This is a genomic window from Kitasatospora sp. NPDC001119, from assembly GCF_053598475.1.
The window spans coordinates 1-26,889 of sequence record NZ_JBSFKI010000009.1 but is presented as its reverse complement, the minus strand read 5'-3'; the positions used below and the strand labels follow the sequence as shown (position 1 = coordinate 26,889).

General features: G+C 74.6%; 25 protein-coding genes and 2 pseudogenes. 18 read left to right on the top strand and 9 right to left on the bottom strand.

From position 1 onward, the window contains the following. Positions 1-72 precede the first annotated feature (72 nt). On the top strand, positions 73-813 hold the full coding sequence (locus tag ACWDD9_RS13310) for a PIG-L deacetylase family protein (RefSeq protein WP_449811665.1): 741 nt from the start codon (positions 73-75) through the stop codon (positions 811-813). A gap of 7 nt (positions 814-820) precedes the next feature. Here ACWDD9_RS13310 and ACWDD9_RS13305 read toward each other — a convergent pair whose 3' ends face one another. The 3 genes from ACWDD9_RS13305 to ACWDD9_RS13295 all read right to left on the bottom strand — a co-directional run bounded on the left by ACWDD9_RS13305 (position 821) and on the right by ACWDD9_RS13295 (position 2,540). Further along, positions 821-1,519: a DedA family protein gene (locus ACWDD9_RS13305; protein WP_449811664.1), complete on the bottom strand. Its 699-nt coding sequence runs from the start codon at positions 1,517-1,519 to the stop codon at positions 821-823. Positions 1,520-1,563: 44 nt separating this feature from the next. Then, complete coding sequence (locus ACWDD9_RS13300) at positions 1,564-1,758, bottom strand: DUF1918 domain-containing protein (RefSeq protein WP_049659048.1); 195 nt, start codon at positions 1,756-1,758, stop codon at positions 1,564-1,566. Between the two features lie 119 nt (positions 1,759-1,877). Beyond that, on the bottom strand, positions 1,878-2,540 hold the full coding sequence (locus ACWDD9_RS13295) for a TetR/AcrR family transcriptional regulator (protein ID WP_074004580.1): 663 nt from the start codon (positions 2,538-2,540) through the stop codon (positions 1,878-1,880). Positions 2,541-2,916: 376 nt separating this feature from the next. Here ACWDD9_RS13295 and ACWDD9_RS13290 point away from each other — a divergent pair, with 376 nt between their 5' ends. The 8 genes from ACWDD9_RS13290 (at position 2,917) to ACWDD9_RS13255 (ending at position 13,968) form a co-directional block, all read left to right on the top strand. After that, positions 2,917-3,744 carry a phytanoyl-CoA dioxygenase family protein gene (locus ACWDD9_RS13290; protein WP_375875305.1) on the top strand — a complete coding sequence of 276 codons (828 nt, stop codon included), beginning with the start codon at positions 2,917-2,919 and terminating at the stop codon, positions 3,742-3,744. 11 nt (positions 3,745-3,755) lie between these two features. Then, positions 3,756-4,325 (top strand): DUF6309 family protein, encoded by a 570-nt coding sequence (locus tag ACWDD9_RS13285; protein WP_049659046.1) that lies wholly within the window; start codon positions 3,756-3,758, stop codon positions 4,323-4,325. After that, complete coding sequence (locus tag ACWDD9_RS13280) at positions 4,322-8,767, top strand: amino acid adenylation domain-containing protein (protein WP_449811663.1); 4,446 nt, start codon at positions 4,322-4,324, stop codon at positions 8,765-8,767. The genes ACWDD9_RS13285 and ACWDD9_RS13280 overlap by 4 nt, the downstream gene beginning before the upstream one ends. A gap of 11 nt (positions 8,768-8,778) precedes the next feature. Next, positions 8,779-10,035: an aspartate aminotransferase family protein gene (locus tag ACWDD9_RS13275; RefSeq protein WP_074004675.1), complete on the top strand. Its 1,257-nt coding sequence runs from the start codon at positions 8,779-8,781 to the stop codon at positions 10,033-10,035. Positions 10,036-10,047: 12 nt separating this feature from the next. Further along, positions 10,048-10,911, top strand: a complete 864-nt coding sequence (locus ACWDD9_RS13270) for a TauD/TfdA family dioxygenase (protein WP_049659062.1) — start codon at positions 10,048-10,050, stop codon at positions 10,909-10,911. Further along, complete coding sequence (locus ACWDD9_RS13265) at positions 10,908-11,723, top strand: SDR family oxidoreductase (RefSeq protein ID WP_375875307.1); 816 nt, start codon at positions 10,908-10,910, stop codon at positions 11,721-11,723. The genes ACWDD9_RS13270 and ACWDD9_RS13265 overlap by 4 nt, the downstream gene beginning before the upstream one ends. A 3-nt stretch (positions 11,724-11,726) precedes the next feature. Beyond that, a complete protein-coding gene (locus ACWDD9_RS13260; protein WP_049659063.1) occupies positions 11,727-12,473 on the top strand; it encodes a class I SAM-dependent methyltransferase in 747 nt (248 codons plus the stop codon). A gap of 289 nt (positions 12,474-12,762) precedes the next feature. Further along, positions 12,763-13,968, top strand: coding sequence for a glycosyltransferase 87 family protein (locus ACWDD9_RS13255; protein WP_449811662.1), 1,206 nt, complete (start codon positions 12,763-12,765; stop codon positions 13,966-13,968). A gap of 61 nt (positions 13,969-14,029) precedes the next feature. Here ACWDD9_RS13255 and ACWDD9_RS13250 read toward each other — a convergent pair whose 3' ends face one another. Then, entirely contained in the window at positions 14,030-14,722 is a 693-nt protein-coding gene (locus tag ACWDD9_RS13250) for a Tat pathway signal sequence domain protein (RefSeq protein ID WP_449811661.1), read from the bottom strand. 290 nt (positions 14,723-15,012) lie between these two features. Here ACWDD9_RS13250 and ACWDD9_RS13245 point away from each other — a divergent pair, with 290 nt between their 5' ends. From ACWDD9_RS13245 to ACWDD9_RS13220, 6 genes and pseudogenes are all read left to right on the top strand, one after another. Further along, positions 15,013-16,473, top strand: coding sequence for a hypothetical protein (locus ACWDD9_RS13245; protein ID WP_449811660.1), 1,461 nt, complete (start codon positions 15,013-15,015; stop codon positions 16,471-16,473). Between the two features lie 66 nt (positions 16,474-16,539). Continuing rightward, positions 16,540-17,343 carry a methyltransferase domain-containing protein gene (locus tag ACWDD9_RS13240; RefSeq protein ID WP_449811659.1) on the top strand — a complete coding sequence of 268 codons (804 nt, stop codon included), beginning with the start codon at positions 16,540-16,542 and terminating at the stop codon, positions 17,341-17,343. Beyond that, entirely contained in the window at positions 17,340-18,116 is a 777-nt protein-coding gene (locus tag ACWDD9_RS13235) for a maleylpyruvate isomerase family mycothiol-dependent enzyme (RefSeq protein ID WP_449811658.1), read from the top strand. Before ACWDD9_RS13240 ends, ACWDD9_RS13235 begins: the two co-directional genes overlap by 4 nt. Positions 18,117-18,391: 275 nt before the next feature. Further along, the gene (locus ACWDD9_RS13230; protein WP_449811657.1) at positions 18,392-19,027 is read left to right on the top strand and encodes an AAA family ATPase; all 636 of its coding nucleotides are present in this window, start codon (positions 18,392-18,394) and stop codon (positions 19,025-19,027) included. Between the two features lie 87 nt (positions 19,028-19,114). Then, positions 19,115-19,984, top strand: coding sequence for an NAD-dependent protein deacetylase (locus ACWDD9_RS13225; RefSeq protein ID WP_449811656.1), 870 nt, complete (start codon positions 19,115-19,117; stop codon positions 19,982-19,984). Positions 19,985-20,415: 431 nt separating this feature from the next. Next, a pseudogene (locus ACWDD9_RS13220) lies at positions 20,416-20,727 on the top strand (hypothetical protein); the annotation flags it as partial. 160 nt (positions 20,728-20,887) lie between these two features. Here the strand turns inward: ACWDD9_RS13220 and hemC are convergent. Beyond that, positions 20,888-21,817, bottom strand: coding sequence for a hydroxymethylbilane synthase (gene hemC / locus ACWDD9_RS13215; protein ID WP_449811655.1), 930 nt, complete (start codon positions 21,815-21,817; stop codon positions 20,888-20,890). A gap of 225 nt (positions 21,818-22,042) precedes the next feature. Here hemC and ACWDD9_RS13210 point away from each other — a divergent pair, with 225 nt between their 5' ends. Further along, a complete protein-coding gene (locus ACWDD9_RS13210) occupies positions 22,043-22,471 on the top strand; it encodes a GNAT family N-acetyltransferase (protein WP_449811654.1) in 429 nt (142 codons plus the stop codon). A 294-nt stretch (positions 22,472-22,765) separates the two neighbouring features. Here the strand turns inward: ACWDD9_RS13210 and ACWDD9_RS13205 are convergent, their stop codons facing one another. Then, positions 22,766-23,137 (bottom strand): hypothetical protein, encoded by a 372-nt coding sequence (locus ACWDD9_RS13205; RefSeq protein WP_049650833.1) that lies wholly within the window; start codon positions 23,135-23,137, stop codon positions 22,766-22,768. Between the two features lie 202 nt (positions 23,138-23,339). Between ACWDD9_RS13205 and ACWDD9_RS13200 the strand changes: the two genes are divergently transcribed. Both ACWDD9_RS13200 and ACWDD9_RS13195 read left to right on the top strand, forming a co-directional pair. Continuing rightward, entirely contained in the window at positions 23,340-24,338 is a 999-nt protein-coding gene (locus ACWDD9_RS13200) for a helix-turn-helix domain-containing protein (protein ID WP_449811653.1), read from the top strand. Positions 24,339-24,465: 127 nt separating this feature from the next. Then, positions 24,466-24,930 (top strand): hypothetical protein, encoded by a 465-nt coding sequence (locus ACWDD9_RS13195; RefSeq protein WP_117487330.1) that lies wholly within the window; start codon positions 24,466-24,468, stop codon positions 24,928-24,930. 59 nt (positions 24,931-24,989) lie between these two features. On the opposite strand, the gene ACWDD9_RS13190 is transcribed toward ACWDD9_RS13195, so the two are convergent. The 3 genes and pseudogenes from ACWDD9_RS13190 to ACWDD9_RS13180 all read right to left on the bottom strand — a co-directional run. Beyond that, entirely contained in the window at positions 24,990-25,886 is an 897-nt protein-coding gene (locus ACWDD9_RS13190) for an aminoglycoside phosphotransferase family protein (protein ID WP_449811652.1), read from the bottom strand. A 79-nt stretch (positions 25,887-25,965) separates the two neighbouring features. Further along, complete coding sequence (locus ACWDD9_RS13185) at positions 25,966-26,631, bottom strand: HAD family hydrolase (RefSeq protein ID WP_449811651.1); 666 nt, start codon at positions 26,629-26,631, stop codon at positions 25,966-25,968. Between the two features lie 76 nt (positions 26,632-26,707). Further along, a pseudogene (locus ACWDD9_RS13180) lies at positions 26,708-26,889 on the bottom strand (putative Ig domain-containing protein); the annotation flags it as partial.

Below are 26,889 nucleotides of genomic sequence, written 5' to 3'. Positions count from 1 at the left end.
CGTACGACTGTGATACCCCCGTACGTCCGTACCGCCGGACGACCCCGAGCCGCACCGAGAGGAACGAGCAGCATGACCGAGCAGGCCCCCGAGCCCTTCGAGCCCGTCGACGAGGACTGGCGGACGGCGCTGGCGATCGTCGCCCACCCCGACGACATGGAGTACGGCGGGGCCGCGGCCGTCGCCCGCTGGACCTCGCAGGGCAAGAAGGTCGTCTACGTGATGGTGACCAGCGGCGAGGCGGGCATCGACACGCTGGACCCGGCCGAGTGCGGTCCGCTGCGCGAGGCGGAGCAGATCGCCTCGGCGCGGGTGGTCGGCGTCGACACCGTGGAGTTCCTCGGCCACCCGGACGGCGTGGTGGAGTACGGGCTGCCGCTGCGCCGGGACATCGCCCGGGTGGTGCGCCGGCACCAGCCGGACATCGTGATCACCAGCAACTTCCGGGACACCTACGGCGGGGTGTTCCTCAACCAGGCCGACCACGTCGCGGTCGGCCGGGCCACCCTGGACGGGGTCCGGGACGCCGGGAACCGCTGGGTGTTCCGCGAGCTGCTGGACGAGGGCCACGAGCCGTGGAACGGCGTGCGGCAGATCTGGGCGGTGGCCTCGCCGGAGGCGAAGCACGCGGTGGACACCACCGGGACCTTCGACCTCGGCGTCGCCTCGCTGGAGGAGCACAAGGCGTACCTGGCCGGGCTGGGCGGGGCGATGGCGGAGCCGCGGGAGTTCCTGGAGGGCTTCGGCCGGGGTGCGGGCAGCCGGCTGGGGACGCGCTTCGCGGTGCCGTTCGAGGTGTTCCCGCTGCGTTGACCTCCGGCTACCCGGAGCCGGAGCCGGAGCCGGAGCCGGCGTCGGGGTCGGAGCCGGAGTCGGCGTCCGTGCCCGCGCGGCGCCGGCGCCGGTAGCGCAGCACCTGCCGGAGCAGGAGGGCGGCGACCAGCACGCCCAACCCGACCGCGAACCAGACCTGGTAGCGCAGCGCCGTGTGGTACACGGCGCCGATGTTGGCGCCGGCGAGGTAGCCGAAGGTGCCCCAGACCGCCGTCCACAGCACCGCGCCGAGCAGGTTGAACGCCAGGAACCGGCGCCGGGGCATCTCCGTGGTCCCGGCGATGATCCCGTTGTACTGGCGCAGCCCGTCCACGAAGCGGGCGACCGCGACCACCTTGCCGCCGTGCCGGGCGAAGAAGCCGTCCGCGCGCTCCATCCGGGCCGGGGTGAGCAGCACGTAGCGGCCCCAGCGGTGGACGAAGGCGCGTCCGCCGGTGCGGCCGATCAGGTAGCCGAGGCCGTTGCCGAGCGCGGCGGCGCCGGTCGCGATCAGCAGGACGGCGGCGAGGTCGAGGTGCCCGGTGCCGGCGTACACCGAGGCCAGTACCAGGACGGTCTGCCCGGGCACCGGGACGCCGCAGTTGTCCAGCAGGACGAGCACCGCCACCGCGAGGTACCCGTAGTGGTCCAGCAGTGGCGCGAGTCCGGCGAGTGCCCCGGGCAGCGGGGTCGTGGGGGCGGGCACCGCTCCTCACCACCTCGCGCGGGGCGGGGTGGCGGGGGAGTGGGTCAGCGTTCCGCCTGGCGCTGTTCGATGTTGCAGTCGGGGCCGGGGTAGATCAGGCCCTCGTGGCCGTCCTCGAAGCGGACCACGTACGGCGGTTCGCCGTCGGTGCCGCGCACCTCGACGATCTCGCCCTTCTGGTCCACCATGCCCACCGACCTGCTGTGGATGTGGAGCCGGTCACCTACCGCCGCGTGCATGGTCTGCTCCCTCGGGTCGTGTGCCGGGCCGCCTCCGCGGACGGTTCCCGCTATCCACTGTGCTGCGGGGGCGGCGGGCGCGCAACGCCTCGGGCGGGCGGGGCCCGCGGGGCCGGGCCTCAGCGGGCGGACGGCTGTTGCGCGAGGTAGCCGCGGACCAGTCGCTTGCACTCGGCGATCAGCGCCGGATCGCCGTCCGGGGACTCCCGGAAGGCCAGTTTGAGCACCGCGTCGGCGGCCTCCAGGGCCACCCGCAGGGTCAGCATGACGGCCGTCGGGTCGCCCGCCCGGAACAGTTCGCCGCCGAGCGCCTGGAGCCGCAGGGCGACGGCGGTGTTGTTGTCCACGCCCGCGTCCAGCAGGTACCGGTCGTCCCGGACGCCGGTGGGGACGGCCGGTCCGGCCAGGCCGAAGTCCAGCTGGCCGAAGCCCGGCACGGCGCGCTTCATCGCCACGAACTCCTCCACCGCGAGATCGGTGAAGACGGCGGGGCCGACCGGCGCGGCGGCGGCCAGCCGGGCGTCCAGGCGCTGGAGGTAGTGGTCGAGGTTGCGGGTGGCGAGCGCCGCCAGCAGGTCCTCCTTGCCGGCGAAGAACTGGTACAGGGTGCCGATCGGCACCTGGGCGCGCTGGGCGACCTCCTTGGTGGTGAGCGCGGTCGCCCCGACCTCGTCCAGCAGCCCGGCGCAGGCGTCCAGGATGCGGCCGTACCGCTCCAGGCTGCGCTGCTGGACCGGGCGGCGCCGGACCGGTCCGGGGGCGGGGTGGCTCCTGTCGCTCATGACCTCACTGTGCCGCATCCGCTGTTGCGGCGGCGAATCACCGGGGCGCGAACGGACCGGAGTTCCCCGTGGGACGGGAGACGACTGGTGGCCGGAGCTGAACGGCACGGTGGCGGGAAGGTGTCCACGGGTTGGCATTGGTCTTGTCGTGGACGCGAAGACAGGTTCATACTCCTGAGGCGGACTACCTTGCGTGATCAACGCATGCCTCTTCGTGGTGATCACGATTCAGCTGTGGCGGCCGAGGCGCCTGTGACGGACGCTCCGCCGCCACCCGAGGTCTGGATGACGCCGTGTGCCCCCACTGCCCGCGCCACGTCCCGTGGCGCCGATTCCCTGTGTGTTCCCCGCCGAACGGAAGGAGGGGATCGGTTCGGTGACGCCGTCCTCCGGAGGGCGTGAGGCCCTCGACACCGAGCACCGCCGCCAGTTCCTGGAGTCCGGGTACCTGGTCCTGCCCGGCCTGCTGCCGGAAGCGCTGCGCGAACGGCTCGCGCCCGAGGTGGACCGGTGGGTCGACGAAGGCCTGCGGGCCCGGTCGATCGCCGCGTGCGCCGACCCCTTACGGCACGGACCGCCCCCGCTGCTGGAACTGGAACTGCCCGCCCACGGCGAACTCCTCACCCACCCGCCCCTGTTGCGCACCCTGACCCGCCTGCTCGGGCCGGACTTCGTCTTCCACCACCTGCACAGCGACCGCCAGGACCCGGGGATCCCGGGCAAGGCCTGGCACCACGACTGCGAGCCCAACGACCGCTCCGACCCGTCGCTGCTGATGGTCCACGCGCTGCACTACCTCGGCGGACTGGACGAGAAGGTCGGCAGCCTGGCCGTGCTGCCCGGCTCGCACCTGCGCACCGTCGGCAAGTCCGCCTACGCCCACCACGGCACCGGCGAACTGCCCGGCGAGGTGGTCATCGACCGGCTGCCGCCCGGCTCCACCGTGCTGCTCAACTCGGCGCTGTTCCACACCCGCCGGCCGGCACCCGAAGGGCCGGGCCGCCCCCGGTACTTCGTCGACGCCTCCTACTGCCAGGTGGGAGCGCGCTGGCGCCCGGTGAAGCCGTACTGGCGGCAGATGCTCGCCCGGGCCCGCGAACTGGACCTGGCCGACGGCCAGTGGCCCGAGCTGTTCGCGGAGCGGCACTTCACCGAGTACACCGGCAGCGAACACGCCCGCACCGAGTACACCGGAACCGTCTGAGGAGCACTGCCGTGGAGATCGTCACAGCCGTCGCCTACCCCGAGGTCCACGACGCCTACCTGCGGGACCACCCGGTGGATCGGGCCCACGAGGCGAACAGCAACATGTACGGCGAGGAGAACCTCGACCGTGCCGACCGCATCCCCGGCGGCTGGTGGCGGATCCGGCTCTCCCGGACGGACGTCCTGGGCATCGTGCTGCCCTGGCACCTGAGCGAGGGCGGGGAGCTCGAACTGGTGCCGCGCTCCGGGCTGACGGTGGGCGAGGCGGCCGAGCGGATCCGCGCGGGCGGAGCGGCCTGGACCGCCGCCAACCCGGTCTGCGCGGCGAAGCTGCGGCTGCTGAGGTGGGCCCCGCTCACGCCCGTCTTCCTCAGCACCGCCCCGGTCGACCACTCCGACTACGGGGACCTCGTGCTCCGGTCGGGGCTGATCCACCTCGACGGCCTGCACCGCATGCTGGCCTGGGAGTTGGCCGGACGGCTGCCCGAGCGGGAGCTGCTGGACGGCTACCTGGTGGGCGACCCGGGGGTGGCCGCCGGCCCCGCCCGGGCGGGCCGGACGGGGGACGAGTCGGCGTGACCTCCGCGACGCAGCACCTCCGGTCCGCGTCCTGCGGCCACCCGGCCGACCCCGCCCACCGGGCCCGCTCGCTGCCCGAACTGCTCGCCCACCACGCCCGGGCGCACCCCGACCGGCCCGCCCTGGGCGACGGCGTCCGCACCTTCGACTACCGCACGGTCGACACCGCGGCCGACCGGATCGCCGCCCGGCTGGCCGCCGCCGGCACCCGCCGGGGCGACCGGGTCGCCCTGCTCGGGCCCCGGGACGCCCGGATGCTGGTGCTGCTGTACGGCGTGCTGCGCGCCGGCGCGGCGGCCGTGCTCGCCGATCCGGACTGGTCGGCGGCCGACCTGGCCCGGCGGCTGGCCTCCGTCCGGGTGGCCCGGGTGCTCGCCACCGAGGGCGGCCTCGGCGGGGAGGTGGTGGACGTCGAGGCGCTGCCGGAGCTGCCCCCGGTGGCCACCGAGGTACGGGGCGAGGACCTCGCGTACCTCTCCTTCACCTCCGGGTCGAGCGGCGAGCCCAAGGCGGTGGCCGTCACCCACGCCAACGCCGTGCACTACGCCCGGGCCCTGGCCGGGCGGCTCGACCTCACCGAGGCCGACGCGCCCCGCGCCGCCCACGTCACCACCCTGGCCGCCGACCTCGGCCACACCGCCTGGCTGCTCGCCCTGGCCACCGGCGGCTCGGTGCACCTCGTGCCGGACCGCGAGGTACGCGACCCGGAAGCCTTCTGGACCTCGCTGCGGCGGGCCCGGGTGGACGTGCTGAAGACCACCCCCTCGCACCTGACCGCCCTGCTGGAGGGCCGCCCGGCCGACTCCCCGTCGCTGCACACCGTGCTGCTCGGCGGCGAGGCGCTGCCCCGCCCGCTCGCCGCGGCCCTGCTCGACGGCGGCACCACCGCGCGGCTGGCCAACCACTACGGACCGACCGAGACCACCGTCGGCGCCACCTGCCTGCTCGTCACCTCCGCCCGCCAACTGCCCGCCGAGGAGCCGACCGTACCGATCGGCACCGCGATCGGCGAGGTGCTGCTGACCGTGGTGGACGGCGACGGCCGGGCGGTGCCGGACGGCTCGGTGGGCGAACTGCTCATCGGCGGCCGGGGCGTGGCCGCCGGGTACTTCGGCCGGCCGGACGAGACCGCGCGCGGCTTCGTCCGGCGCGACGGCCGGCTCGTCTACCGCACGGGCGACCTGTGCCGGCGGCGGCCGGACGGCAGCCTGGTCTTCCTGGGCCGGGTGGACCGCCAGGTCAAGGTCCGCGGCTACCGGGTGGACCTCGCCGAGGTCGAGCGGGCGATGGACGGCCACCCGGGCGTCGCCCGCTCGGCGGCGCTGCTGCGGGAGACCGCGCTCGGCAACCAACTCATCGGTGTCGTCCGGCTGTTGGACGGCACGGACGGGACGGTGGGCCTGGACGGGGCTGGGATCCTGGACGGGCTGCGGGCGCACCTGCGGGACCGGCTGCCCGGCTACTCCGTGCCGCAGCCGATCCTGGTGCTGCCGCGGTTCCCGGTCGGACCGAACGGCAAGCTCGACCGGCAGCGGCTGGCCGAGCTGGCGGCCGAACTGGTCGAGGCCCGGGCCGAGTCGGGCGGAACCGATTCGGACGGAACCGGGTCGGACGGAACCGAACCGGACGACACCGGGGTGAACGGCGCCGCGGGGAGCGGACCGGTCGGGGAGATCGCCCGGTTCTGGGCGGGCGCCCTGGGCCTGCCCGCCGTCGGGCCGCGCGCCGACGTGCTCGGCCTCGGCGGGGACTCCATCCTCGCCATGCGCACCATCGCCCTCCTGCGGCGCTCCGGCCTGCGGGTCGCCTACGAGGACTTCTACCGGTACCCGACGGCGGAGGGCCTGGCGGCGGTCGCCGTCCCGGTCGCGCCGTCCGTCCCGGCCCCGCGCGGCTCCACGAGCGGTCGCCGACTCGCCCCGGCCCAGCGGTGGTTGTACCGGCAGCGGACGGTGCGGGACCTGCGGCACTGGAACCAGTCGGTGCTGCTGCGCTGTCGCACCGCCGTCGACCCGGAGGCGTTGTCGGCGGCCGTCGCGGCCGTCCTGGAACGGCACCCGGCGCTGCGCCGGCCGGTCACCCCGGACGGCTGCGGCGAGGTCCGGGCGGTGGCCGAGCTCGACCCGGTCTCCTTCTCCCGGATCCCGCGCGCGGCCGGGGAGATCGCCGATACCGTCGCCGGGGTCTGCACCGAACTCCACCGCAGCCTCGACCCGTCGGCCGGCCGGCTGCTGCGCGCCCACCTGTTCACCGGCCCGCCCGGCACCGACGACCGGCTCGCGCTGATCGCGCACCACCTGGTGGTCGACGGGCTGTCCTGGCGGATCCTGCTGGACGACCTGGCGCACGCGTACCGGGCGGTGCTCGACCGGAAGCCGGTCGACCTGCCGCCGACGGCGGACTTCTACGCCTGGGCGGCGGTCTCGTCCTCCGACGCGGCGGAACCCGTCGCCGGGGAACCCGTCGTCGGGGACGCCACCGTCGGGGAGGTCGGGGAAGCCGAGGAGGCCGGGGAGGTCGAGGAGCCCGCCGCGCTCAGCTGGGCGCTCGACCCGGACGCCACCGCCCGGCTGATCGCCCGGCACGGTGCCGGGGCCGGGCTGGAGGCCGTACTGCTGGCCGCCTTCGCCGAGGCCGTCACCGGTGACGGCGGCCGCCCCCGGCTCGCGGTGGAGGTCGAGACCCACGGCCGGGACGCGGTCGGCGACCCGGGCGAATTCCTGGACACCGTCGGCTGGTTCACCGCCGTCAAGCACGTCGAGCTGGACGCCGGGGCCACCCCGGACACCGTGGCCCGGCGGCTGCGCGAGGCCCCCGTCCGGCCGATGGACGGGCCCGGCGGACGGCCCGCCGTCGGCTTCAACTTCCTCGGCACCTTCCGGCTGCCCGAGGAGCCCGCGCTGGACTGGACCGTCGCCGCCGAACAGGCCGGCACGGCCCGCTGTACGGGCGGCGACCCGCTGTACGAACTGCGGCTCACCGCACGGGTGGTGGAGCAACGGCTGGTCGCCGACCTGGTGTACGGCCGGCCCGGCCTGTCGCACCCCGCCGCCGAGCGGATCACCGGGCGGTTCGCCCGCGCCGTGGCGGCCGAGGCGCAGGCCGAGGTCGTCGGCCAGGCCGACGCGCGGGCCGACGCCGAGGCGCCGGAGGCCGCACCGCCCGTCCGGGCACCGCTGTCCACCTCCGGCCAACTGCTGCACCCCGGTGTCGCCCCGACGGCCCGGGCGACGGTGCGCGAACCCGCCCGGGTGCTGCTCACCGGCGCCACCGGCTACCTCGGGCGGCACCTGCTGGAGGCCTTCCTGGCACGCGGCGCCGAGGTCACCTGCCTGGTGCGGGCCGCCGACGACGCCGAGGCGCTGAAGCGGCTCGGCACCGGCGCGGCGGGCGCGGTCCGGCCCGCCCGGGCGCTCGCCGGGGACATCGACCGGGACGGCCTCGGCCTCTCCCCGGCCGCACTGGAACACGCCCGGGGCGCCCACCTGGTGGTGCACGCGGCGGCGGACGTCCGCCTGGTGGCCTCGCCCGACGAGCTGGAGCGCACCAACCACACGGCGGTGCGCCGACTGCTCGACTGGGTCGGGGAGCACGCCCCGGACGCCCGGGTCCACCACGTCTCCACGCTGGCCGTCTCCGGCGGCGTCGACGGCCCGCCGCGCCGCTTCAGCGAGGCGGACCTGGAGATCGGCCAGCACTTCCGCACCCCGTACGAGCGGACCAAGTACCGGGCCGAACAGGCCGTCCGGGCCTGGGCCGCCCGCGGGCACGCCGCCTACCTGCACCGCAGCGGCCACATCGCGGCGCACAGCCGGACCGGCGCGTTCCAGGCCAACGCCGGCGACAACCGGATCTACCAGCTGCTCCGCGGCTACCTGCTGGCCGGCGCCGCGCCGAGCCGGCCGGGCACCGCCTTCGCGTTCTCGTACGTGGACACGGTGGCCGCCGGGATCGCCGCGATCGCCCTCGACCCGTACGCCGCGCCCGGCGCGTACCACGTGGAGACGCCGCACGCCGTCCCGCACGACGAGCTGGTGCGGTGGCTGGCCGGGCACGGCTACGCCGTACGGCTCACCGACGAGGCGGCCTTCGCGGCCGCCCTCGCCCGGGCCGAGCGCCGCCACCCGACGGCCGCCCGGGTGGCCGCCGCCTGGGCGGCGCAGGAGGAGCGCCGCGTCCTGGTGGACAGCTCGTACACCACCGCGGTGCTCGACCGCCTGGGCGTGCGGTTCGCCGCGCCGACCCCGCGGTGGTGGTCGGCCGCGCTCACCTGGGCCGCCGAGGCCGGCTACCTGCCGCCCGCCGGCCCGACCCCGCCCACCCGTGACGACATCCGTGACGACGTCAGCGACGGCGCCGATCACGACACCCGTGACGACGTCCGCGACGGCGCCGGTCACGACCCCCGAGACGACATCCGTGAAGGCAGGACCAACCCGTGAAGGCAGGCCCCGTGTCCCAGCTCTCCCCGGCGCTCAAGCAGGCCACCCCGGTCGTCGCCGTACGCGGCGAAGGACTCCACCTCTACGACGCCGACGGCCGCCGCCACCTCGACTTCACCTCCGGCGTGGGGGTGACTAGCACCGGCCACTGTCACCCGAAGGTGGTCGAGGCCGTCCGGGAACAGGCCGGCCGGCTCATCCACGGGCAGTACACCACCGTGCTGCACGACCAGCTCCTCACGCTCACCGAGCGGCTCGGCGAGGTCCTGCCGTCCGGCCTGGACTCGCTGTTCTACGCCACCGCCGGCACCGAGGCGGTGGAGGCCGCGCTGCGGCTCGCCCGGCACGCCACCGGGCGGCAGAACGTGATCGTCTTCGAGGGCGCGTTCCACGGCCGCACCATGGGCGCGGCCTCGCTCACCACGGCCGGCACCCGGTTCCGGGCCGGCATCGGCCCGCTGATGCCCGGGGTCGCGGTGGCGCCCTTCCCGGCCGCGTTCCGGCTCGGGCTGTCCGAGGACGAGGCGGTGGCGCACGCCCTGCGCGGACTGGACGAGGTGCTCGCCACCGTCTCCGCGCCCGCCGAGACGGCCGCGATGTTCGTCGAGCCGGTGCTCGGCGAGGGCGGCTACGTCCCGGCCCCGCCCGGCTTCCTGGCCGGGCTGCGCGAGCGGGCCGACCGGCACGGGATCCTGCTGGTGGTGGACGAGGTGCAGACCGGCTTCGGCCGCACCGGCCGGTTCTGGGCCCACCAGTACGAAGAAGGGGTGCGCCCCGACGTCCTGATCACCGCCAAGGGCCTGGCCAGCGGCTTCCCGCTGTCCGCGATCGCCGCGCCCGCCGAGCTGATGGGCCGTGCCTGGCCCGGCTCGCAGGGCGGCACCTACGGGGGCAACCCGGTGGCCTGCGCCGCCGCGCTGGCGACCCTGGACGTTCTGCGCGAGGAGCGGCTGGTCGAGAACGCGGCCGAGCAGGGCGCCCGGCTGCTGGCCGGGCTGCGGGCGGTCGCCGCCGAGGCGCCCGGGATCGCCGACGTCCGCGGGCTCGGGCTGATGGCCGCCAGCGAGTTCTGCCGCCCGGACGGCACCCCGGACCCGGAGGCGGCCCGGCGCGCCCAGCAGGCCGCGGCCGAGCACGGCCTGCTGCTGTTGCTGTGCGGGATCCACCTCAACACGGTCCGGATGATCCCCGCGCTGGTGGTCACGGCCGAACAGATCGACGAGGGCCTGGAACTGTGGGCGAAGGCCGTCGCGGCCGGCGGCCGGTAGGGAGGAGAGGACATGGACGCGGTGACCGAAATCGGCTGGAGCAGCCTGGAGTTGGACGCCCGGCGGGAGCTCTGGTCGCTCCCGCTGGAGGAACGGGAGCGGCGGCTGCTCTGGGCCGACGCGCGGGCCGGGCAGTGGGGCGCGGGTGAGCAGGTGCGGACCAGGCTGCGGGAGTTCGTCCGGAACGCCGCCGACTCGGTGGGCATCACCCATGTGAGCGGCCTGGTGGACGCGACCCGCCCGGAGCAGGAGATCACCGAGGTGCTCTCCTTCCTGCTGGGGGACTTTGGCCGGATCGTCCCGCAGAACGGGCGCGGCGACCTCACCTCGGTGCTGCACGACCAGGACGGCGACGGAAACACCGAGCTGGGCTTCCACTGCGACACCTGCGACCTGCTGGTCCTGCTCTGCCTGCGGCCCGCCTTCGACGGCGGCGGGCTGACCAAGCTGGCGAGCGCCCGGCACGTGCACGACCTGATCGAGCGGGAGCGGCCGGACGCGCTGGCCACGCTCCGCGAGGAGTGGACCTTCGAGCGCAGCGGCCGGGCCGGCCCGCAGGTGGTGGTCACCCCGATCCTGTACGACCGCAAGGACGGGACGATCGGGTGCTACTACCAGACCCGCACCGTCCGCTCCTCTCCCGACCGCGGTGGACCGGAGTTGACGGACCGTCAGTGGGAGGCGCTCGGCGTGCTGGACGAGGTGCTCTACCGGCCGGAGATCGCCTTCGGGCTGCCGATGGCCGCCGGTGACCTGCTGATCATCCGCAACAGCCGTGTGCTGCACGGGCGTTCGCCGTTCATCGACGAGCCCGGGCCGTACGCCCGGCGGATGCTGCGGGTCTGGGTGAACGAGGGGGAGGAGTGGACGCCGTGACCGCTGGAGCCGAGAGCACGGGAGCCGTGACCGCCGGAGCCGGCACCGGAGGCGCGCCCGCACCGCACGGGCGGGTGGCGATCGTCACCGGCGGGGGCAGCGGCCTCGGCCGGGCCTCGGCACTGGCCCTGCTGGCGGCCGGCTGGACCGTGGCCGTCGCCGGTCGGCGCAAGGACGCGCTGGAGGAGACCGCCGCCCTGGCCGGGCCCGGAGCCGCCCGGGTGCTGCCCGTCCCGACGGACATCCGCAGCCCGGAGGAGGTCGCCCGGCTCTTCGACACCGTCCTCGACCGCTACGGCCGGGTGGACCTGCTGTTCAACAACGCGGGCGCCGCCGCCCCGCGCCGGCCGATCACCGAGACCCCGTTCGAGGACTGGAACCGGGTGCTGGACACCATCGTCACCGGCGGCTTCCTCTGCGCCCGCGAGGCCTTCCGGGTGATGAGCACCCAGACCCCGCAGGGCGGGCGGATCATCAACAACGGCGCGCCCTCGGCCTACGTGCCGCGCCCCAACTCCATCGCGTACACCGCCGCCAAGCACGCCGTGCTCGGCCTCACCAAGGTGCTCGCCCTGGACGGCCGGGCGTACGGCATCTCCTGCGGGCAGATCGACGTCGGCAACGTCACCCCGGTGGACGGCGGCCCGCAGCCGGCCGCGATGCAGGCCGACCGGACCATGGCCGTCGAGGCGACCATCCCGGTGGACCGCTTCACCGAGGCCCTGGTGCTGATGGCCTCGCAGCCGCCGGACACCACCATCCAGTCCCTGGTCGTGCTGCCGACCACCATGCCGTTCGTCGGAAGGGGCTGAGCCGTGCTGGTCAGCGCACGCTCCTTCGCGGAGTACCGGGCGATGTTCGCGCTCACCGAACGCGACCTGGCGCAGCGCGTCCTGGACTGCCCGGCCGGCGCCGCGAGCTTCGTGGCGGAGGCCGGGCGGCGCGGCATCGACGCCGTCGCCGTCGACCGCCAGTACGCCGAGCACCGCGAGGAGCTGGGCCTGCTGGTGGAGCGGGAGACCGGGTTCAAGCGCGAGCGGCTGGTGAAGGAGACGGCCGACCACGTGTGGTCCTGGTACACCGACGCGGACGACATGATCCGCCAGTGGACCGCCAACGCCCGGGACTTCCGCGCCGACATCGCCGCCCGCCCGGACCGCTACGTGGCCGGCTCGCTGCCCGAACTCCCCTTCGCCGACGACTCCTTCGACCTGGTGCTCAGCTCGCACCTGCTGTTCTCGTACGGCAACCGACTGGACGGGGACTTCCACCGGGCGGCCCTGCTGGAGCTCGCCCGGGTGGCACGGCACGAGGTGCGGGTGTTCCCGCTGATGGTGTACGACACGCGGGAGCGCTACCCCGGGCTGGAGCCGCTGCGCGAGGAACTGGCGGACCTCGGCGTCCCCAGCCGGGTGGAGCGGGTGGCCTACGAGTTCCGGCCGGGGGAGAACGAGATGCTGGTGCTCGCCACGGCGGGCTACCGGACGCCGGCCCGGACCGCGGCGGGTGCCGCGGTGGCCGAGGACCCGGTGCGGTGGCGGCACCGGGAGGCCGGGGACTGACCGCTGCCGGTCGCCCGCTCGCGCCCCGGGCCGGAGCCGTACGAGCTCAGGCCCGGGGCGGGCCCGGGTGGGTCGGTCCGCGGGTCGGTCGGTGGGTCGGTCGGCGGCCCGGTCGGCGGCCCGCGGAAATCCGTACCGGTTCGTTGTCGTCCGTTTCCGGTGGGTGCCGCGTCCTGGTGGTATGAACCACTGTCCAGTCCGACCCGAACCCGACCTGCGCCCCGGCCCCCAGGAAGCCGCGCCGGACCGAGGGACCCAGCCTCCGCGCCGGGCCGATCCGGTGGTGCCGGTGCCGGTGCCGGTGCCGGTGCCGGTCGCGGTGGCGGCGGTGGCGTCCGCGCTCCTGCTCCGGGGCCTGCTGCTGCAGTACGAGTCGTCGGACTGGTACTACTTCCTCGGCCCCTGGTACCGGTACATCGCGGCGCACGGCGGATTCCAGGCCCTCGGCGACACCGGCTTCTCGGACTACAACGTCCCCTACCTGTACCTGATGGCCGCGCTCGGCCGGCTGCCGGTGCCCGCGCTGACGGCGGTCAAGTGCCTGTCGGTCCTCTTCGACCTGGCGCTGGCCTACTACACCCACCGCATCGTCGCGCTGCGGTGGCCGCACCGGCCCTGGCGGCCCTTCGCGGCGGCGGTGACCGTGCTGTTCCTGCCCACGGTCGTGACCAACAGCGGGTGGTGGGCCCAGGCCGACGCGATCTTCACCGCCTTCCTGCTCGGCGGCGTCCACCACCTCCTGCGCGGCCGGCCCTGGTGGACCTGCGCCTTCTTCGGGATCGCCCTGGCCTTCAAGCTCCAGGCGGTCTTCCTCTTCCCCCTGCTGCTCGTCGTGGTCCTGGCCCGGCGGATGCCGTGGCGGTGCCTGCTGGCCGTCCCGGCCGCCTACCTGGCGCTCGACGTCCCCGCCGTGCTGCTCGGCGCCGACCCCTGGCAGCTGCTGACGGTGTACGCCCGGCAGACCGGGACCTACCGGGACCTCACGCTCAACGCGCCGTCGGTCTACCAGTTCGTCTCGGTGCCGTCGGGTGAGGACGATCCGGTGCGCCGGGCGGGCGTGCTGGTCGCGGGCGCGTTGGTGCTGGCGCTGATCGCCCTGGCGGTCCGGGCCCTGCGAAGCACCGGAGGTGCGGCCGGAGAGTCCCTTGCCGGCAGGTCCACGGCCGGGGGCGGACGGGCGGGGCTCACCGGGACGGGGATCCTGCTGCTGGCCACGGTCTTCGCGATCGCGGTGCCGTTCCTGCTGCCGTCCATGCACGAGCGCTACTTCTACGTCGCGGACGTCCTCAGCGTGATCGTCGCCTTCCACCTGCCCCGGCAGCTCTGGTACCTGCCGGTGCTGGTCCAGCTCGCGTCCCTCGGCAGCTACCTCAAGTTCATCGCACCCGGCGTGGCGCCGTACCTGTCGATGCCGGCCCACGGCGCGCTGATGCTGCTGGCGCTGGTCGCCGTACTCCGGGCCGCCGCCCGGGAGTTCGGCCTGCTCCGGGTCTGACCGGAGCCGGGGTGGGCCCGGCGGCGCTGCCGCACCCACCCTGACTCCCTTGCGGGTGCGGTCAGTTGACGAAGACCGCCGGGCTTCCCGACTGGCTGGTGTCCGCGACCGGCCCGTACGTCGCGGAGAAGTAGCCGTCGGCCGGGCAGAGCGTCGAACCGCCGCTCTTGGCGAAGTGCTCGGTGCGGAAGGCCAGGCTGTGCGCGGTGTTGTCGGCGCTGCCGGTGAACGCGCCGCTCAGCTGGTAGGAGCAGGTGATGGTGCCGAACCAGGTGTCCAGCACGGCGGTGGCCTGGATCGGCCCGGCGGACCCGCCGGTCAGGGTGACCGGCAGGCCGGGCGCGTCGGAGACGGTGACGCCGTACGGCAGGTTGCCGACCGTCAGGCTGCGCACCGAGGTGACCCCGGTGACGTTGGCGGTGCACGAGCCGAAGGTCAGCCCGGTCAGCGACGCGGTCGCGCTGCCCGGCGCCGCCGGGTTGCCCAGCACCGAGGCCGAGAGCTGCGAGGTGGCGCAGGTGACACCGGTGGTGCTGGTCGCGGTCGAGTAGAAGGTGGCCTTGGTGCCCGGGGCGAGCGGTGCGGCGAGCGCGTCGCCGACGGCGACGGCGGTGCCGCCCGCGCTCCCGGCGGTGAGGACCGGGCCGGCGGCGAGGGACTCGGGTGACGCGAAGGCGGGTACGGCGGCCAGCGCGAGCGCGGCGGTCGCGCAGACGGCGGCGGCGGTGGCGGGGAGGCGGCGGCTGAAGCGCATGGGAAAATCTCTTCCTCGGTGAGGGGCGAGAAGACGTCCTCTCGCGCGCTCCCGAGCGGTGGGGACCGGGGAGCGCGCGGCGTTTCCGGGTCCACAGGGTCCAGCCGTGACCGCATGCCGTCAAGGCGATCGGACGAACTTGCTGACATTTCGTCAACAAGACCGTCCGCGCCGACGACGCCACGGCGCCGCGACGCCACGGCGCCCTGGGCTTGCGGCGCGGGTCTTCCCTCCACCCGCCGGGAACCGCCACTGTGGTGGACGCGGATCCCTCGGACGGGGTGGGTGGAGTGGGCGACCAGCACGAGACGCACAACAGGATCAGCCAGAGCACCATCCACGGCAACGTGTTCATGGGCGGCGTTCTCACGCTGATGGGCGGCCGCAGACCGCGCCTGCGGCTGCTGATCGCCGTGCTGTGCGTGCTGGCCCTGCTGGGCGCCGGCACGACGTACTGGGCGCTGACCGCGACGGAGGGCGGCAGGGGGCCGGAACTCGGCGCCCACTACGACCCCGAGCACGCCGACGCCGACTCGACCACGGTCGTCCCCCGGGTCGTCAAACCGACCGACCCGCCGGCCGTCACCGGCTGCGAAGCCGCCCGGACGTGGGCGCACGCGCAGGGCGGTACGGACGTGGGCGCGTCGCCGCTGTCGGTCTCGATGGTCGGCAACGGCCACACCGTGGCGATCGAACAGGTGCGGGCGACGATCGTGGGCGAGCCCCGCGACCCGCTGCCCGGCACGGTCGTGGACTGCGCCGGACAGGGGGAGGGCAAGAAGATCGACATGGGTGTCGACCTGGACTCCCCGAATCCGGTCGCGCTGATCGGGGCCGCCGGACCGGTGTCGTTCGCCCCCTACTTCACCGACAAGTACCTCTACCTGGAGGACCGGAAGCCCGAGATCGTCAGCCTCACCGTGCTCGCGACCCGGCACAGCTACGACTACGTGCTCACGGTCGAGGGCACCGTCGACGGCAAGCGCCGCACCTGGACGCTGAAGGACGGCGACCGCCCGTTCCACGTCTCCGGGGTGCGCAGGGAGTCCGGCACCGAGCTGTCGACCCACGGCAGGGGCTGGGAGACGAGCTACGGCACCGGCTCCGGCGAGCGCATCCGGTGCAACCCCTGCTACGACCAGGACCAGCAGGAGATCCCGGGCACCACGGTCGCCGTCGCTCCGGCCGGCTACAGCTTCCCCTCCAAACCGGGATACCAGCCCGGGGATCCGATCGCCCCGCCGAAGGACCGGCCGACCGCGCAGACGCCGCCGCTGACGGTGGACGGGCACGACGCGGAGTCCGTCGCGATCGCCTGGGCCGTCACCTCGGGCACCTTCGACACCTCCCGCGGCGACACCGGGCCGGCGGCCGTCCTGAGCCGGTCGCGCCGGTACCTGACGTCCGAACTGGCCGCCGCCGGCGGCGGGTTGACCGCCTGCGAGGAGAACGGGTCGGCCTGGCCCGCCGACCTGACCGCACGCCGGGGCTGGTCGCTGGTCAGATGGGTGGTCGCGGGGCCCGCGGCGGGCCGCTTCGATCCGCGCGACCTCACCGGCGAGGTGGTCGAGCTGGAGGTCTCCGCCTACTGCACCTACGCCGCCGAGGAGGGCTGGTTCCGAACGCCCAGGCAGTCGTACACCCCGCGACTGACGCTCCGACGCGGGCCCGACGGCGGCTACCTGATCTCCGACATCGGCAAGGTGACCTACGACATCCCGGCGCTCACCGACCCGGCCCCGCAGCCCTGAACGGCCCGACCCGAGCGCCGCGCCCCGAGGGCCTGTCTTCGAACTCGCGTCTGCGAGAATCCCGGCATGGCTGAGCACGAGAGCGACCACGGCTACCTCCTGGACAACCGCCAGTCGGAGGCGGGCACCCGCTTCGGCGCCCTCGCCGAACTCTTCGACCCGGTGACCTTCCGGCACGTCGACGCCCTCGGGATCGGCCCCGGCATGCGCTGCTGGGAGGTCGGCGCGGGCGGCCCCTCGGTGCCGCTCGGGCTCGCCGAACGCGTCGGCCCGACCGGCGCGGTGGTCGCCACCGACATCGACGTCTCCTGGACCGCCCCCGCCGCCGGCGGCGTGATCGAGGTGCTGCGCCACGACGTGGCCGCCGACCCGCCGCCGCCCGGCGGCTTCGACCTGGTGCACGCCCGGCTGGTCCTGGTGCACGTCGCCGACCGCGCCGAGGCCCTGCGCAGGATGGTGCGGGCGCTGCGCCCCGGCGGCCGGCTGCTCCTGGAGGACGCCGACCCGGCCCTGCAACCGCTGCTCTGCCCCGACGAGTCCGGCCCCGACGAGCGCCTCGCCAACCGGCTGCGGACCGGCTTCCGCACCCTGATGGCGGGCCGCGGCGCCGACCTCGCGTACGGGCGGACGCTGCCCAGGGCGCTGCGCGAGGCGGGCCTGGTCGACGTCCAGGCCGACGCGTACTTCCCGATCACCTCGCCGGCCTGCGCGGTCCTGGAGGACGCGACCGTCCGGCAGATCCGCGGACTGCTGGTACGGGAAGGCCTCGCGACGGACGAGGAGATCGACCGCCACCTGGCCAACGTCGCCACCGGCCGGCTCGACCTGGCCACCGCCCCGATGATCTCCGCCTGGGCGCGCCGCCCGTGACGTCCCCCGGGCCGCCGCCCGCAGGCCTGGACGGGGCCGGGGTCGGCGTGCTGCTCGCCGAGGTGCGGGCCTCCGCCGGGCGGGTCCTCGCCACCGTCGGCACGCTGACCGACCGGCAGGCCCGCGAGCCCTCGACGCTGCCCGGCTGGAGCCGCGCCCACGTCCTCACCCACCTCGCCCGCAGCGCCGACGCGTACCGGTGGCTGCTGACCGTGGCCCGCACCGGCACCGAGCCGGGTCCGCGCGCCGGGTCCGCCGCGCCGGACCGCGCCCCGCGTGAGGGCGCCGGGCGCGGTGCGGCGGAGCCGGCCGCCGACCTGCGGGACAGCCTGGACGGGATGTTCGCGGCGGCCGCCGCGATGCCCGCCGAACGGTGGTCCACGCCGGTCACCGCCCTCGCCGGCTGGCGGCACCCGGCGTGGTTCACCCTGCACCGGGCGTGGCGGGAGCTCGAAACCCACCACGTCGACCTGGACCTCGGCCGCTCGACCGCCGACTGGCCCACCGGGTACGTCGCCTGGGCGCTCGACGGGACGGCGGCCGCCCTGGCCGCGCGCGGATTCCCCGTCGCCCGGCTGACGGCCACCGACCTCGGCCGCGACTGGGCCCTGGCGCCGTCCGGCCCCACCGTCAGCGGCCCCGGCCACGCCCTGCTCGCCTGGCTGTCGGGGCGCGGGTCGGTGGAGCGCCTGCGGGCGGAGGGCCTGCGGGCGGACGGGCCGCTGCCCGGGCCGCCGGGGTGGCCGCTGCCGCCGGTGCCCGGCTGGGGCTGAGACGGCGGGTCCGGCGTCCGGTCGCCGGAATGCGGCAACATCTGCTCCTGTAGCGGCGGTTCGGCCTCGTTCACCTCCGCGTCGGCGGGGTTTCCCGAGGGGCGGGTCCACTGGAACGGCGGCTCCGGCGGGTTCCGGCGGCGCGATGCCGCCGTCCGCCGTCCGCCACCCGCAGGGGAGGTGGCGGGCGGCGGCCGCCCGGCGCAGACTCAGCAGGCATGACGCCCTCCCTCCCGACCACGGACCGAACCCCGACCACGGACCGAACCCCGACCATGGACCGACGCCCGCACCTGCTCGTCGTGAGCGGCCCGCCCGGGGCGGGCAAGACCACGCTGGCGCACGCCCTGGCCGACGCGCTCGGCCGCCCAGCGGTCTGCCGGGACGAGATCAAGGAGCGGATGGCCGCTGCCCGGCCGGCCCCGGCCAAGGACCTGGGCCTGGATTTGGGCCCGGACCAGAACCTGAACCAGCGGACGCTGACCGAGTTCTTCCGCACCGTCGACGGACTCCTGCGCGCGGGAACGGACCTGGTGGCGGAAGCGGCCTTCCAGGACCGGCTGTGGCGGCCCGGTCTGCTGCCGCTCGTCGGCCGCGCCGAGCTGCGCATCGTACGCTGCACCGTCGACCCCGGGACCGCCCGCGAGCGCATCGCCCGCAGGGCCGCCGAGGAACCCGGTCGCGCCGTCCACGCGGACGGTGAGCTGCTGCGCCGCATCGCGCGCGGCGAGCGGCCGATCGAGTCCTGGGTGCCGATCGCGCTCGACGCCCCCTGCCTGGCCGTGGACACCACCCGGGGCTGGAACCCGCCGCTGGAGCGGATCACGGCCTTCGCCGCCGGTGCCGCCGATGCCGCCGAGGAGCCGTCCGGGTGGGTGGGGAACCACGTGCCGCGGGGTCGGAAGAGCTGACAGGACCGCGCGGTGCCGCGATCACGTCCCGAGCGTCCGGGACCTGTGCCGGCCCCTCCTGCGGCGCCACGCCCTAACCTCGACGGTATGGACGCGTTCGAACACCCGGGCGGGCAGGCCGTCGTTCCCCCGGGCGAGGAGCTGGAAGGCCTGGTACGGCTGCTGGACCGGCGCGGCGCGGTGGTGCTCAGCGGGGCCGGGCTGTCCACCGAGTCCGGCATCCCCGACTACCGCGGCGCCACCGGCCGCCGCCGCAGCGGCACCCCGATGACGTACCAGGAGTTCACCGGCAGCGCGGAGGCCCGGCGCCGCTACTGGGCCCGCAGCCACACCGGCTGGCCCGCGATCGCCGGGGCCCGGCCCAACGCCGGGCACCACGCGGTGGAACGGCTGCGCCGGGCCGGGCACGTCGCGGCGGTCATCACCCAGAACGTGGACGGCCTCCACCACGCGGCCGGCACCCGGGAGGCCGTCGAGCTGCACGGCGGACTCCGCCGGGTGGTCTGCCTCGACTGCCGCCGCACCAGCACCCGGGCCGAGCTGGACCGGCGGCTGGAGGAGCTCAACCCGGGCTTCCGGCCGACCCGGGCGGAGCTGCGGCCCGACGGCGACGCGCGGCTGCCGCAGTCCGCGGTGGACGGCTTCCGGGTCGCCGCCTGCACGGCGTGCGGCGGCGTGCTCAAGCCCGACGTGGTCTTCTTCGGCGAGAACGTCCCGCCGCCCCGGGTCGAGCACTGCTACGAACTGGTCGACGCGGCGGGCTCGTTGGTGGTCCTCGGGTCCTCCCTGGCGGTCCTGTCCGGGCTGCGCTTCGTCCGCCGCGCCGCCCGGGCCCGGCTGCCGGTCGCGATCGTCAACCAGGGGCCGACACGCGGGGACGAACTCGCCGGGCTCCGCCTCGACCTGCCGCTGGGGGCGGCCATGACGGAGGTCGCCCGGCTGCTCGACGCCGCCTGACCGGGCCGGCCGGCGTTCCGGCCGGCCCGGTCGGTGCCCCGATCGGCCCGGTCAGCCGGCGGGCAGGGCCGGTCGGCCTGGCCGGGGCCGCCGTGGCTCTTGCGGGTTCCTGAAAGGGACGGAAAGCGGGGTGCCTCCCTCGCCTTCTCTTGTCGTCGGGCGGGCCCGCCCGACGACATTGATCGGTCACCGGACCCGCACGGCGGGTCGGCTCGCCGCGCACAGGAAGTCGGCCCGGCCGACTTCCTACGCAGCGGTAGCGGCGCTGCATGGTGGGGTGAGGCGCTATTCGGCTGTCGACCATCACCGTCCCCGAGATCCCGCAGGCCGTGCGGGACTTGACCGCCGTCGGCATCCGTTCGGTGGAGGTGTTCGCCAACAGTCCGCGCCGCGACGAGCGGGCCGCCGGTGCCGTCGCGTCGGACAGCCTGATGGTGCGGGCCATCCGCGCCGTCGAGGACACCGAGCCCGGCATGGCCGTGATGACCCGGGGTACCACCCGGGCCGTGCGGCAGGCGCTGGACGTGGCGACCATGCCGCACCTGATCTTCGACTCCGCCCTCTACGAGGGCTACCGCACCACCATGCGGGCCGTCCCCGCCCCCGCCGCCCGCCGCCCGTTCCGGATCAGCCCTCGCAGTCCGGAGACCGCCGTCGACACCGGACTCGCCTTCCTCGACGAGGGGGCGGACATGCTGCTGCTGGAGCCGGGGATGCTGTCGGTGGACGTGCTCGCCAGCCTCAGGGTCAGGACGGCAGCCCCGCTGATGCCGTTCTCCGTCTCCGGCGAGTACACCCGCCTCGCCTCGCCCCGCCCGACCCGGCCACCGGACGGCGGGACTTCCACCCGCTCGCGGAACTGTTCACCATGCTCAAACGGGCCGGAGCGGACCGGATCGTCACCTACGCGGCAGTGGGCCGGACCTCCGCCAGGATGCCCTCCGCGCCCTGGTCCAGCAGGAGGCCGGCCACCAGTACTCCCAGCTTCTCCGGCTCGCTCACCGGGCCGGAGAGCCGCGCCTCCACCTGCCGCCCGCCGTCCACGGAGGTGACCTGCCCGTGCAGGGTCAGCACGTCGCCGTCGGCCTTGCCGAACGCGCCGACCGGCACCGTGCATCCGCCGTGGAGCTCCGCCAGCATCGCCCGCTCGGCCCGCACCTCCGCGTCGGTTACCGGGTCACCGGAACCGGCCAGGACCTCGCGGGCCCACTCGTCGTCCTCCCGGATCTGGATGCCCAGCGCGCCCTGCCCGGGAGACGGCGGAAACAGCCCGACCGGCAGGATCTCGCTGATCTCCTCGCCGCGGCCGAGCCGCTTGATCCCGGCGGCCGCCAGGACGACAGCGTCCAGCTGCTGTGTCCTGAGCTTGCCGAGCCTGGTCGGGACGTTCCCCCGGATCTCCACCGGCACCAGGTCCGGACGGACGTGCAGCAGCTGGGCGATCCGGCGCGACGCCGACGTCCCGATCCTGCCCCCGTACGGAAGGTCCGCCAGCGTCGAGCCGCACAGCGCGTCGTGCACGTCCGCGCGGGTGGGCGGGGGCAGGAGGATCAGGCCGGGCGGGTTCGCGGTCGGCAGGTCCTTGAGCGAGTGCACGATCACGTCGACCTCACCGGACACCAGCGCGTTCACCTGGTTCACCGAGAACGCCGAGCCGCCGCCGCGCTCCGAGACGTCCCTCAGGGCCGACCTGCGGTCCTGGTCACCGGCCTCCGTGATCACTCGCCGACGGAACACCACGTCGGGGAAGCGCTCCCGCAGCGGCGCCAGGAACTCCCTGACCTGAGCCCGCGCCAGGTGACTGGCCCGCGACCCCACCACCAGTGTGCTCATAAGCCAACTCCCAGCAGCTGAAGAGGTGTTGACCGCATGCTACTCGCATCGAACACACCCGGTTTCCGACGTTATGTCGGAAACCGGTCGAGAATCCACGGGGGACGTACACCCCCCCCCGGTTCTCCACGCCCCGGTACGGAGCATCACCGACATCGCGATCGCGGACAGCCGTGGCTGACAGTCTCCTCCAGAGCGTGTGCTTCGCTCTGGCAGGATGCGCCGGTGATCAACTACAGCACCGATCTCTCCGATCTCACGGAGCAGGATCTTTCCGGGTTCTTCGTAGGCTGGCCCGCACCGCCGACGGCCGCGCAGCACCTTGCCGTACTCAAGGGCAGTTACCGGGTCGTGGTTGCTCTGGATGCCGGGACGGGGCGCGTCGTGGGCTTCGTCAACATGATCAGCGACGGGGTCCTCACGGGCTTCATCCCGTGGCTGGAGGTCTTGCCCGAATACCAGGGGAAAGGCATCGGCGGGCAGCTGGTCCGGCGGGTCCTCGCCGAGGCGGAACATCTGTACTCCGTGGACCTGACCTGCGACGAGCCGCTGCGCGCGTATTACGAGAAGCTCGGAATGCTGCCGCTGAGAGGCATGGCCGTCCGACGGTGGCAGGTACTGGCCCCGGAGCACCGAGCTCCGGCGGAGTCCTGAAAGCCGCGGTTGACTACGGCCCCGCCGACTTCCTACGCAGGTGTGGTGGTGCCGTTGCCGCTTCGGAAAGGCCGAAGCGGCAACAGGCTCAGCTGTGCGTTCGGCGGCCCCGGCCAGGGCTGGCCGGGGCCGCCCAGGGCCTTTGTGGAAGGGGTGGGCGGGCAGGCACCGGATCTGTTTGGGCGGGCCCGTGTGCTTGCGCGCGGGCCCGCCCTGAAAGATCCTCAATTCTGGCTCTACCCAAGGTTCCGTGCACGGGCGAGGTGCCGCAGTTCTGCGGTCCGCCGGTTGAACTCAGCCGAGGGCGTTCACCAGTTGTTCCGCCCTGGCGGCCGCCTCGTCAGCACCGGTGGTCTCGAGTTCCACTGAGAACGGCTCGCCGTGCGATGTCTGGGTGTAGACGAGATAGCGCCCTTCGGGGACGAGCGCGATGCCGATGGCGAGGACGTCTCCGCTACCGAGCCACCATTGGGGCCCTGTACTGAACCGGAGCGTTGCATGACTCGTGAACGGGTAGTAGCGGCTCAGCGAGGTGCTTCTCGCGGCGAGGACCAGGTCCCGCAGGATGGGCGGGATCCACGACCCGCCGGAAGTCCGGCCGAAGTCGTCCTGTTCCGCTGCTGCTCGGGCCTGGAAGTCCCACGCCTCACTCAGAGGGTCTGTCACGCCTGAGATTCTGCCGTGGTTGCCCGTCCCCGGAAAGGTGCCGCTTCGGCCTGGCCGAAGCGGCCATGGAGGGTGGGGCGAACTGAAGGCTGAGGGCGGTGGTTCTGGCGGCCCCGCCGGCCGTTCCCCTCCTTCCCCGGGCCGGATCCGTCGGCGGTGTGAGAATGCCGGGACGGGGAAGGCGAGCCAGGGGAGGGCGAGCATGCTGACCGAGTCGGTGTACCGGACCGAGGACGTGGAACCGCGGGACCGCTTCGAGTACTGGCAGCAGCAACTCGTCCGGCTGATCGCGCCGTTCGACGTCCGCACCGAGCACAGGGCCGACTTCCGGTCCGAGGTGCACATCCTGCCGCTCGGCGACGTGGCGCTCTGGACGATGGAGCACCCGCCGCTCGCCGCGAGGCGGTCACCACGCCTGATCCGCTCGTCCACCGACCCCGAGCTGTACCTGTTCTCGCTCCCGTTCGGCGACTCCGCCACCGCGGTCCGCTCCGACGGCCTCGGCGCCTACCGCCCGCACGACGTGGTCCTGCAGGACAGCGCCCGGCCCCTCCTCCTCCAGGCGAGCACCGACGATCCGCGCCAGCGGGTCCGCGGGGGCTGGCTGACCGTGCCCCGGCAGGCGCTGCCGCTGTCGCCGGACCGGATCGGCGCGCTCACGGCCCGCCGGATGCCCGGGGGCACGGGCGTGGGCGCCCTGCTCGTCCAACTGCTCGCCGGCATCGCCGCCGACCCCGGCGCCTACCGGGCCGGCGACGCACCCCGGCTGGGCACCGTCGCCCTCGACCTGGTGTCGGCGCTGCTCGCCCACCACCTCGACGCCGAGGACGCCGTACCGCCGGAGAGCCGGCGCCGGGCGCTGGTCCAGCGGATCCGGGCCTTCATCCGCGCCCACCTGCACGAACCGGACCTCGACCCCGGCGCCGTCGCCGCCGCGCACCACATCTCGGTCAGCTACCTGCACCGCCTCTTCGAGGGCGAAGAGGAGACCGTCGCCGCCTGGATCCGCCACCAGCGCCTCGAACGGGCCCGCCGCGACCTCGCCGACCCGGCCCTGGCCGCCACCCCCGTCCACGTCATCGCGGCCCGCTGCGGGTTCCCCCGCGCCGCCGACTTCAGCCGCGCCTTCCGCGGCGCGTACGGGCTGCCGCCCCGCGACTTCCGGCACGGCGCCGCCGCGACGGCCGCGGGTGGACGCTGAGCGAAGCGGACGTGGACCGGCTGCTAACGACAACACCCCTGGGGTCTCGGCAAGCTGATGCTGTGTCCACCGCGGGGGATCAGGTGGTGGACGCGAACACACCGACACCCTCGAAGGGGGACCATCCATGTCCAGCAACGGACTCCGCAGGAACCCGCGCTCCGCCGCCGTCATCGGCCTCGCCGCCCTGGCGCTCGGGCTCACCGTCCTCGGCGGCGGTCAGGCCGTCGCCGCGCCGCAGGACGACCCGCGCACGATCGGGACGCCCGTCACCATGTCGGAGTCCGCGATCACGGCGGCCAGCCTGCCGTGCATCACCAGCCCCGGGGTCAAGACCTGCTTCGACAAGGCCGGCGACAAGGTGCTCGTGCTCGACACCGCAAAGGACGGCTTCTCCGCCGTCGGCCGGTGGAGCACCGACTACGGCCGCACCGGCGCGTGCCGCAACGCCCTCGGCGTCGGCCACTGGGCGGAGTGCAACTACGACATGCGCGAGACGGGGCACATCCAGCTGAACAACGCCCTCTACGACGGCGACACCGGGCTGTTGGTGCTGACCGACACGTACTCGGGCTGGCTGTCGATCGGCTGACCTGCCGACGACCCGGCCCGCTCCCCGCCCGTACGACGGGCGGGGAGCGGCCCGTACGCCTACGCGTGGTCGGCCAGCACCTCGGCGATGACGTGGCGGGCGATGGCGGTCATCCTCGGGTCGCTGTCCCGGTAGTAGGCCACTTCCGACAGGGCGACGGACAGGGCCCAGCCGCGGGCGCGGGCCCAGGTGGCGTCGTCGGGGGCCGCGGCCTCGCGGAACGTCGCACGGGCGGCGGCGGGCAGGACGTACCAGGCGGGGATCAGGTCGACGGCCGGTTCGCCGAGGCCCGCGCAGCCGAAGTCGATGACGGCGCTCAGCCGGCCGTCCGGGGACACCAGCAGGTTGCCGGGCTGGAGGTCCCCGTGGAGCCAGACCGGCGGGCCGTCGGGAGCCGGGGCGGCCAGGGCCCGCTCCCAGGCGGCGGTCGCGGCGGGGGCGTCGACGAGGTCCGCCACGGCCGCGATCGCCTTCCTCGTCCCGGCGTCCCGGTCCGCCAGCGACTCGCTGCGGTAGGCGGCGGGGGCGCCGGCCGGGTCGATCCCGCGCATCGCGGTCACGAAGTCCGCCAAGTCCCGCGCCAGCACCCCGGGTTCGGCGATCCGGCCGGGCACCGGTGTGGTGCCGTCGAGCCAGCGCAGCACCGACCAGGGCCAGGGGCAGCCGTCGACCGGTCCGCCCACGGCCAGCGGGACCGGTACCGGGACCGGCAGCCGCGGGGCCAGCCGCCGCAGCCAGACGTCCTCCTTGGCGATCTCCTCGACCACCCCGGGGATCCGCGGGACGCGCACCACCAGCTCCGCCCCGAGCCGGTACATCGCGTTGCTGGTCCCGGCCGGTTCCACCGGCTCGACCGGCAGGCCGGCCCACTGCGGGAAGTGCTCTGCGACCATCCGGCGCACCAGCGCCTCGTCGATGTCCAGTTCGTCGGCGTGCAACTTGTGGGAGGTGGCCATAGCGACCGACCCTGCCAGCCACGGGCCGCGCCCGGCAACCGATTTGCCGCCGGACCGACGGCCGCCCGGAGGGCGGCGGCTAGCCCTGGCGGACCGCGCCCGCCGCGATCAGGGCGGGCAGCTCGCGCATGTCGTCGAAGACCACGGTGCCCGGCCCGGCCAGCCGCTCCGCGGCGGTGACGCCGCCCGCGTAGCCGAGTGCGCGCATCCCGGCGGCGCGGGCGGCCTCGACGCCGGGGCGGCTGTCCTCAACCACCACGCAGGCGGCCGGGTCGACACCCATCGAGCGGGCGGCGTGCAGGAAGAGGTCCGGTGCGGGCTTGCCGCGTTCGACCTCGGTGGCGCTGAAGATCCGCCCGGCGAAGTGGTCGTGGAGGCCGGTCCGGCCCAGGGTGTGGCGCATCTTCTCGTGGGTGCCGCTGGAGGCCACACAGGTGCGCAGGGTGATCGCGGCCAGCGCCTCCGGCAGGCCGTCCACGAGGGTCAGTCCGGCGTCCACCGCCTCGGCGTGCAGTTCGACGAAGCGCTTGCTCCACACCGTCGCCGTCTCGCCGCCGAGCCGTTCGGTGACCGTGGCCCGGTTGGCCGCCTCGGACCGTCCGACGAAGAGCTCGATCGCCTCCGCCTCGGTCAGCGGCCAGCCGTACTCCTCGCCGAGCCGCACCAGCACCCGGACGGCGATCACCTCGCTGTCCACCAGGACGCCGTCGCAGTCGAAAATCACCAGCTCAATCGGCTTGATCATCCCACCAGCATAGGCCGGTGCCCGTACCCGGGGGCCGGTGGCCGTCGAACTGGCCACCGGCGCCCGGGCGTTGGCGTCAGCCGGTCTGGATGGAGGTGTCGTCGATCACGAAGCTGGTCTGGAGCGAGGCGTCCTCGGTCCCGGCGAACTTCACGGTGACGGACTGGCCCGCGTAGGCCGACAGGTCGAAGGTGCGCTGCTGGTAGCCGGCCGCGGCGTCCACGTTGGAGTAGGTCTTCAGCGCGGTGCCGTTCACCG

What these genes read in the sequence shown, in the direction of transcription:
- ACWDD9_RS13230 (WP_449811657.1), top strand. Translation starts at nt 18,392, where the DNA reads ATGGACCGACGCCCGCACCTGCTCGTCGTGAGCGGCCCGCCCGGGGCG.
- ACWDD9_RS13250 (WP_449811661.1), bottom strand. Translation starts at nt 14,722, where the DNA reads ATGCGCTTCAGCCGCCGCCTCCCCGCCACCGCCGCCGCCGTCTGCGCG.
- ACWDD9_RS13190 (WP_449811652.1), bottom strand. Translation starts at nt 25,886, where the DNA reads ATGGCCACCTCCCACAAGTTGCACGCCGACGAACTGGACATCGACGAG.
- ACWDD9_RS13270 (WP_049659062.1), top strand. Translation starts at nt 10,048, where the DNA reads ATGGACGCGGTGACCGAAATCGGCTGGAGCAGCCTGGAGTTGGACGCC.
- ACWDD9_RS13300 (WP_049659048.1), bottom strand. Translation starts at nt 1,758, where the DNA reads ATGCACGCGGCGGTAGGTGACCGGCTCCACATCCACAGCAGGTCGGTG.
- ACWDD9_RS13185 (WP_449811651.1), bottom strand. Translation starts at nt 26,631, where the DNA reads ATGATCAAGCCGATTGAGCTGGTGATTTTCGACTGCGACGGCGTCCTG.
- ACWDD9_RS13295 (WP_074004580.1), bottom strand. Translation starts at nt 2,540, where the DNA reads ATGAGCGACAGGAGCCACCCCGCCCCCGGACCGGTCCGGCGCCGCCCG.
- ACWDD9_RS13200 (WP_449811653.1), top strand. Translation starts at nt 23,340, where the DNA reads ATGCTGACCGAGTCGGTGTACCGGACCGAGGACGTGGAACCGCGGGAC.
- ACWDD9_RS13195 (WP_117487330.1), top strand. Translation starts at nt 24,466, where the DNA reads ATGTCCAGCAACGGACTCCGCAGGAACCCGCGCTCCGCCGCCGTCATC.
- ACWDD9_RS13240 (WP_449811659.1), top strand. Translation starts at nt 16,540, where the DNA reads ATGGCTGAGCACGAGAGCGACCACGGCTACCTCCTGGACAACCGCCAG.
- ACWDD9_RS13310 (WP_449811665.1), top strand. Translation starts at nt 73, where the DNA reads ATGACCGAGCAGGCCCCCGAGCCCTTCGAGCCCGTCGACGAGGACTGG.
- hemC (WP_449811655.1), bottom strand. Translation starts at nt 21,817, where the DNA reads ATGAGCACACTGGTGGTGGGGTCGCGGGCCAGTCACCTGGCGCGGGCT.
- ACWDD9_RS13225 (WP_449811656.1), top strand. Translation starts at nt 19,115, where the DNA reads ATGGACGCGTTCGAACACCCGGGCGGGCAGGCCGTCGTTCCCCCGGGC.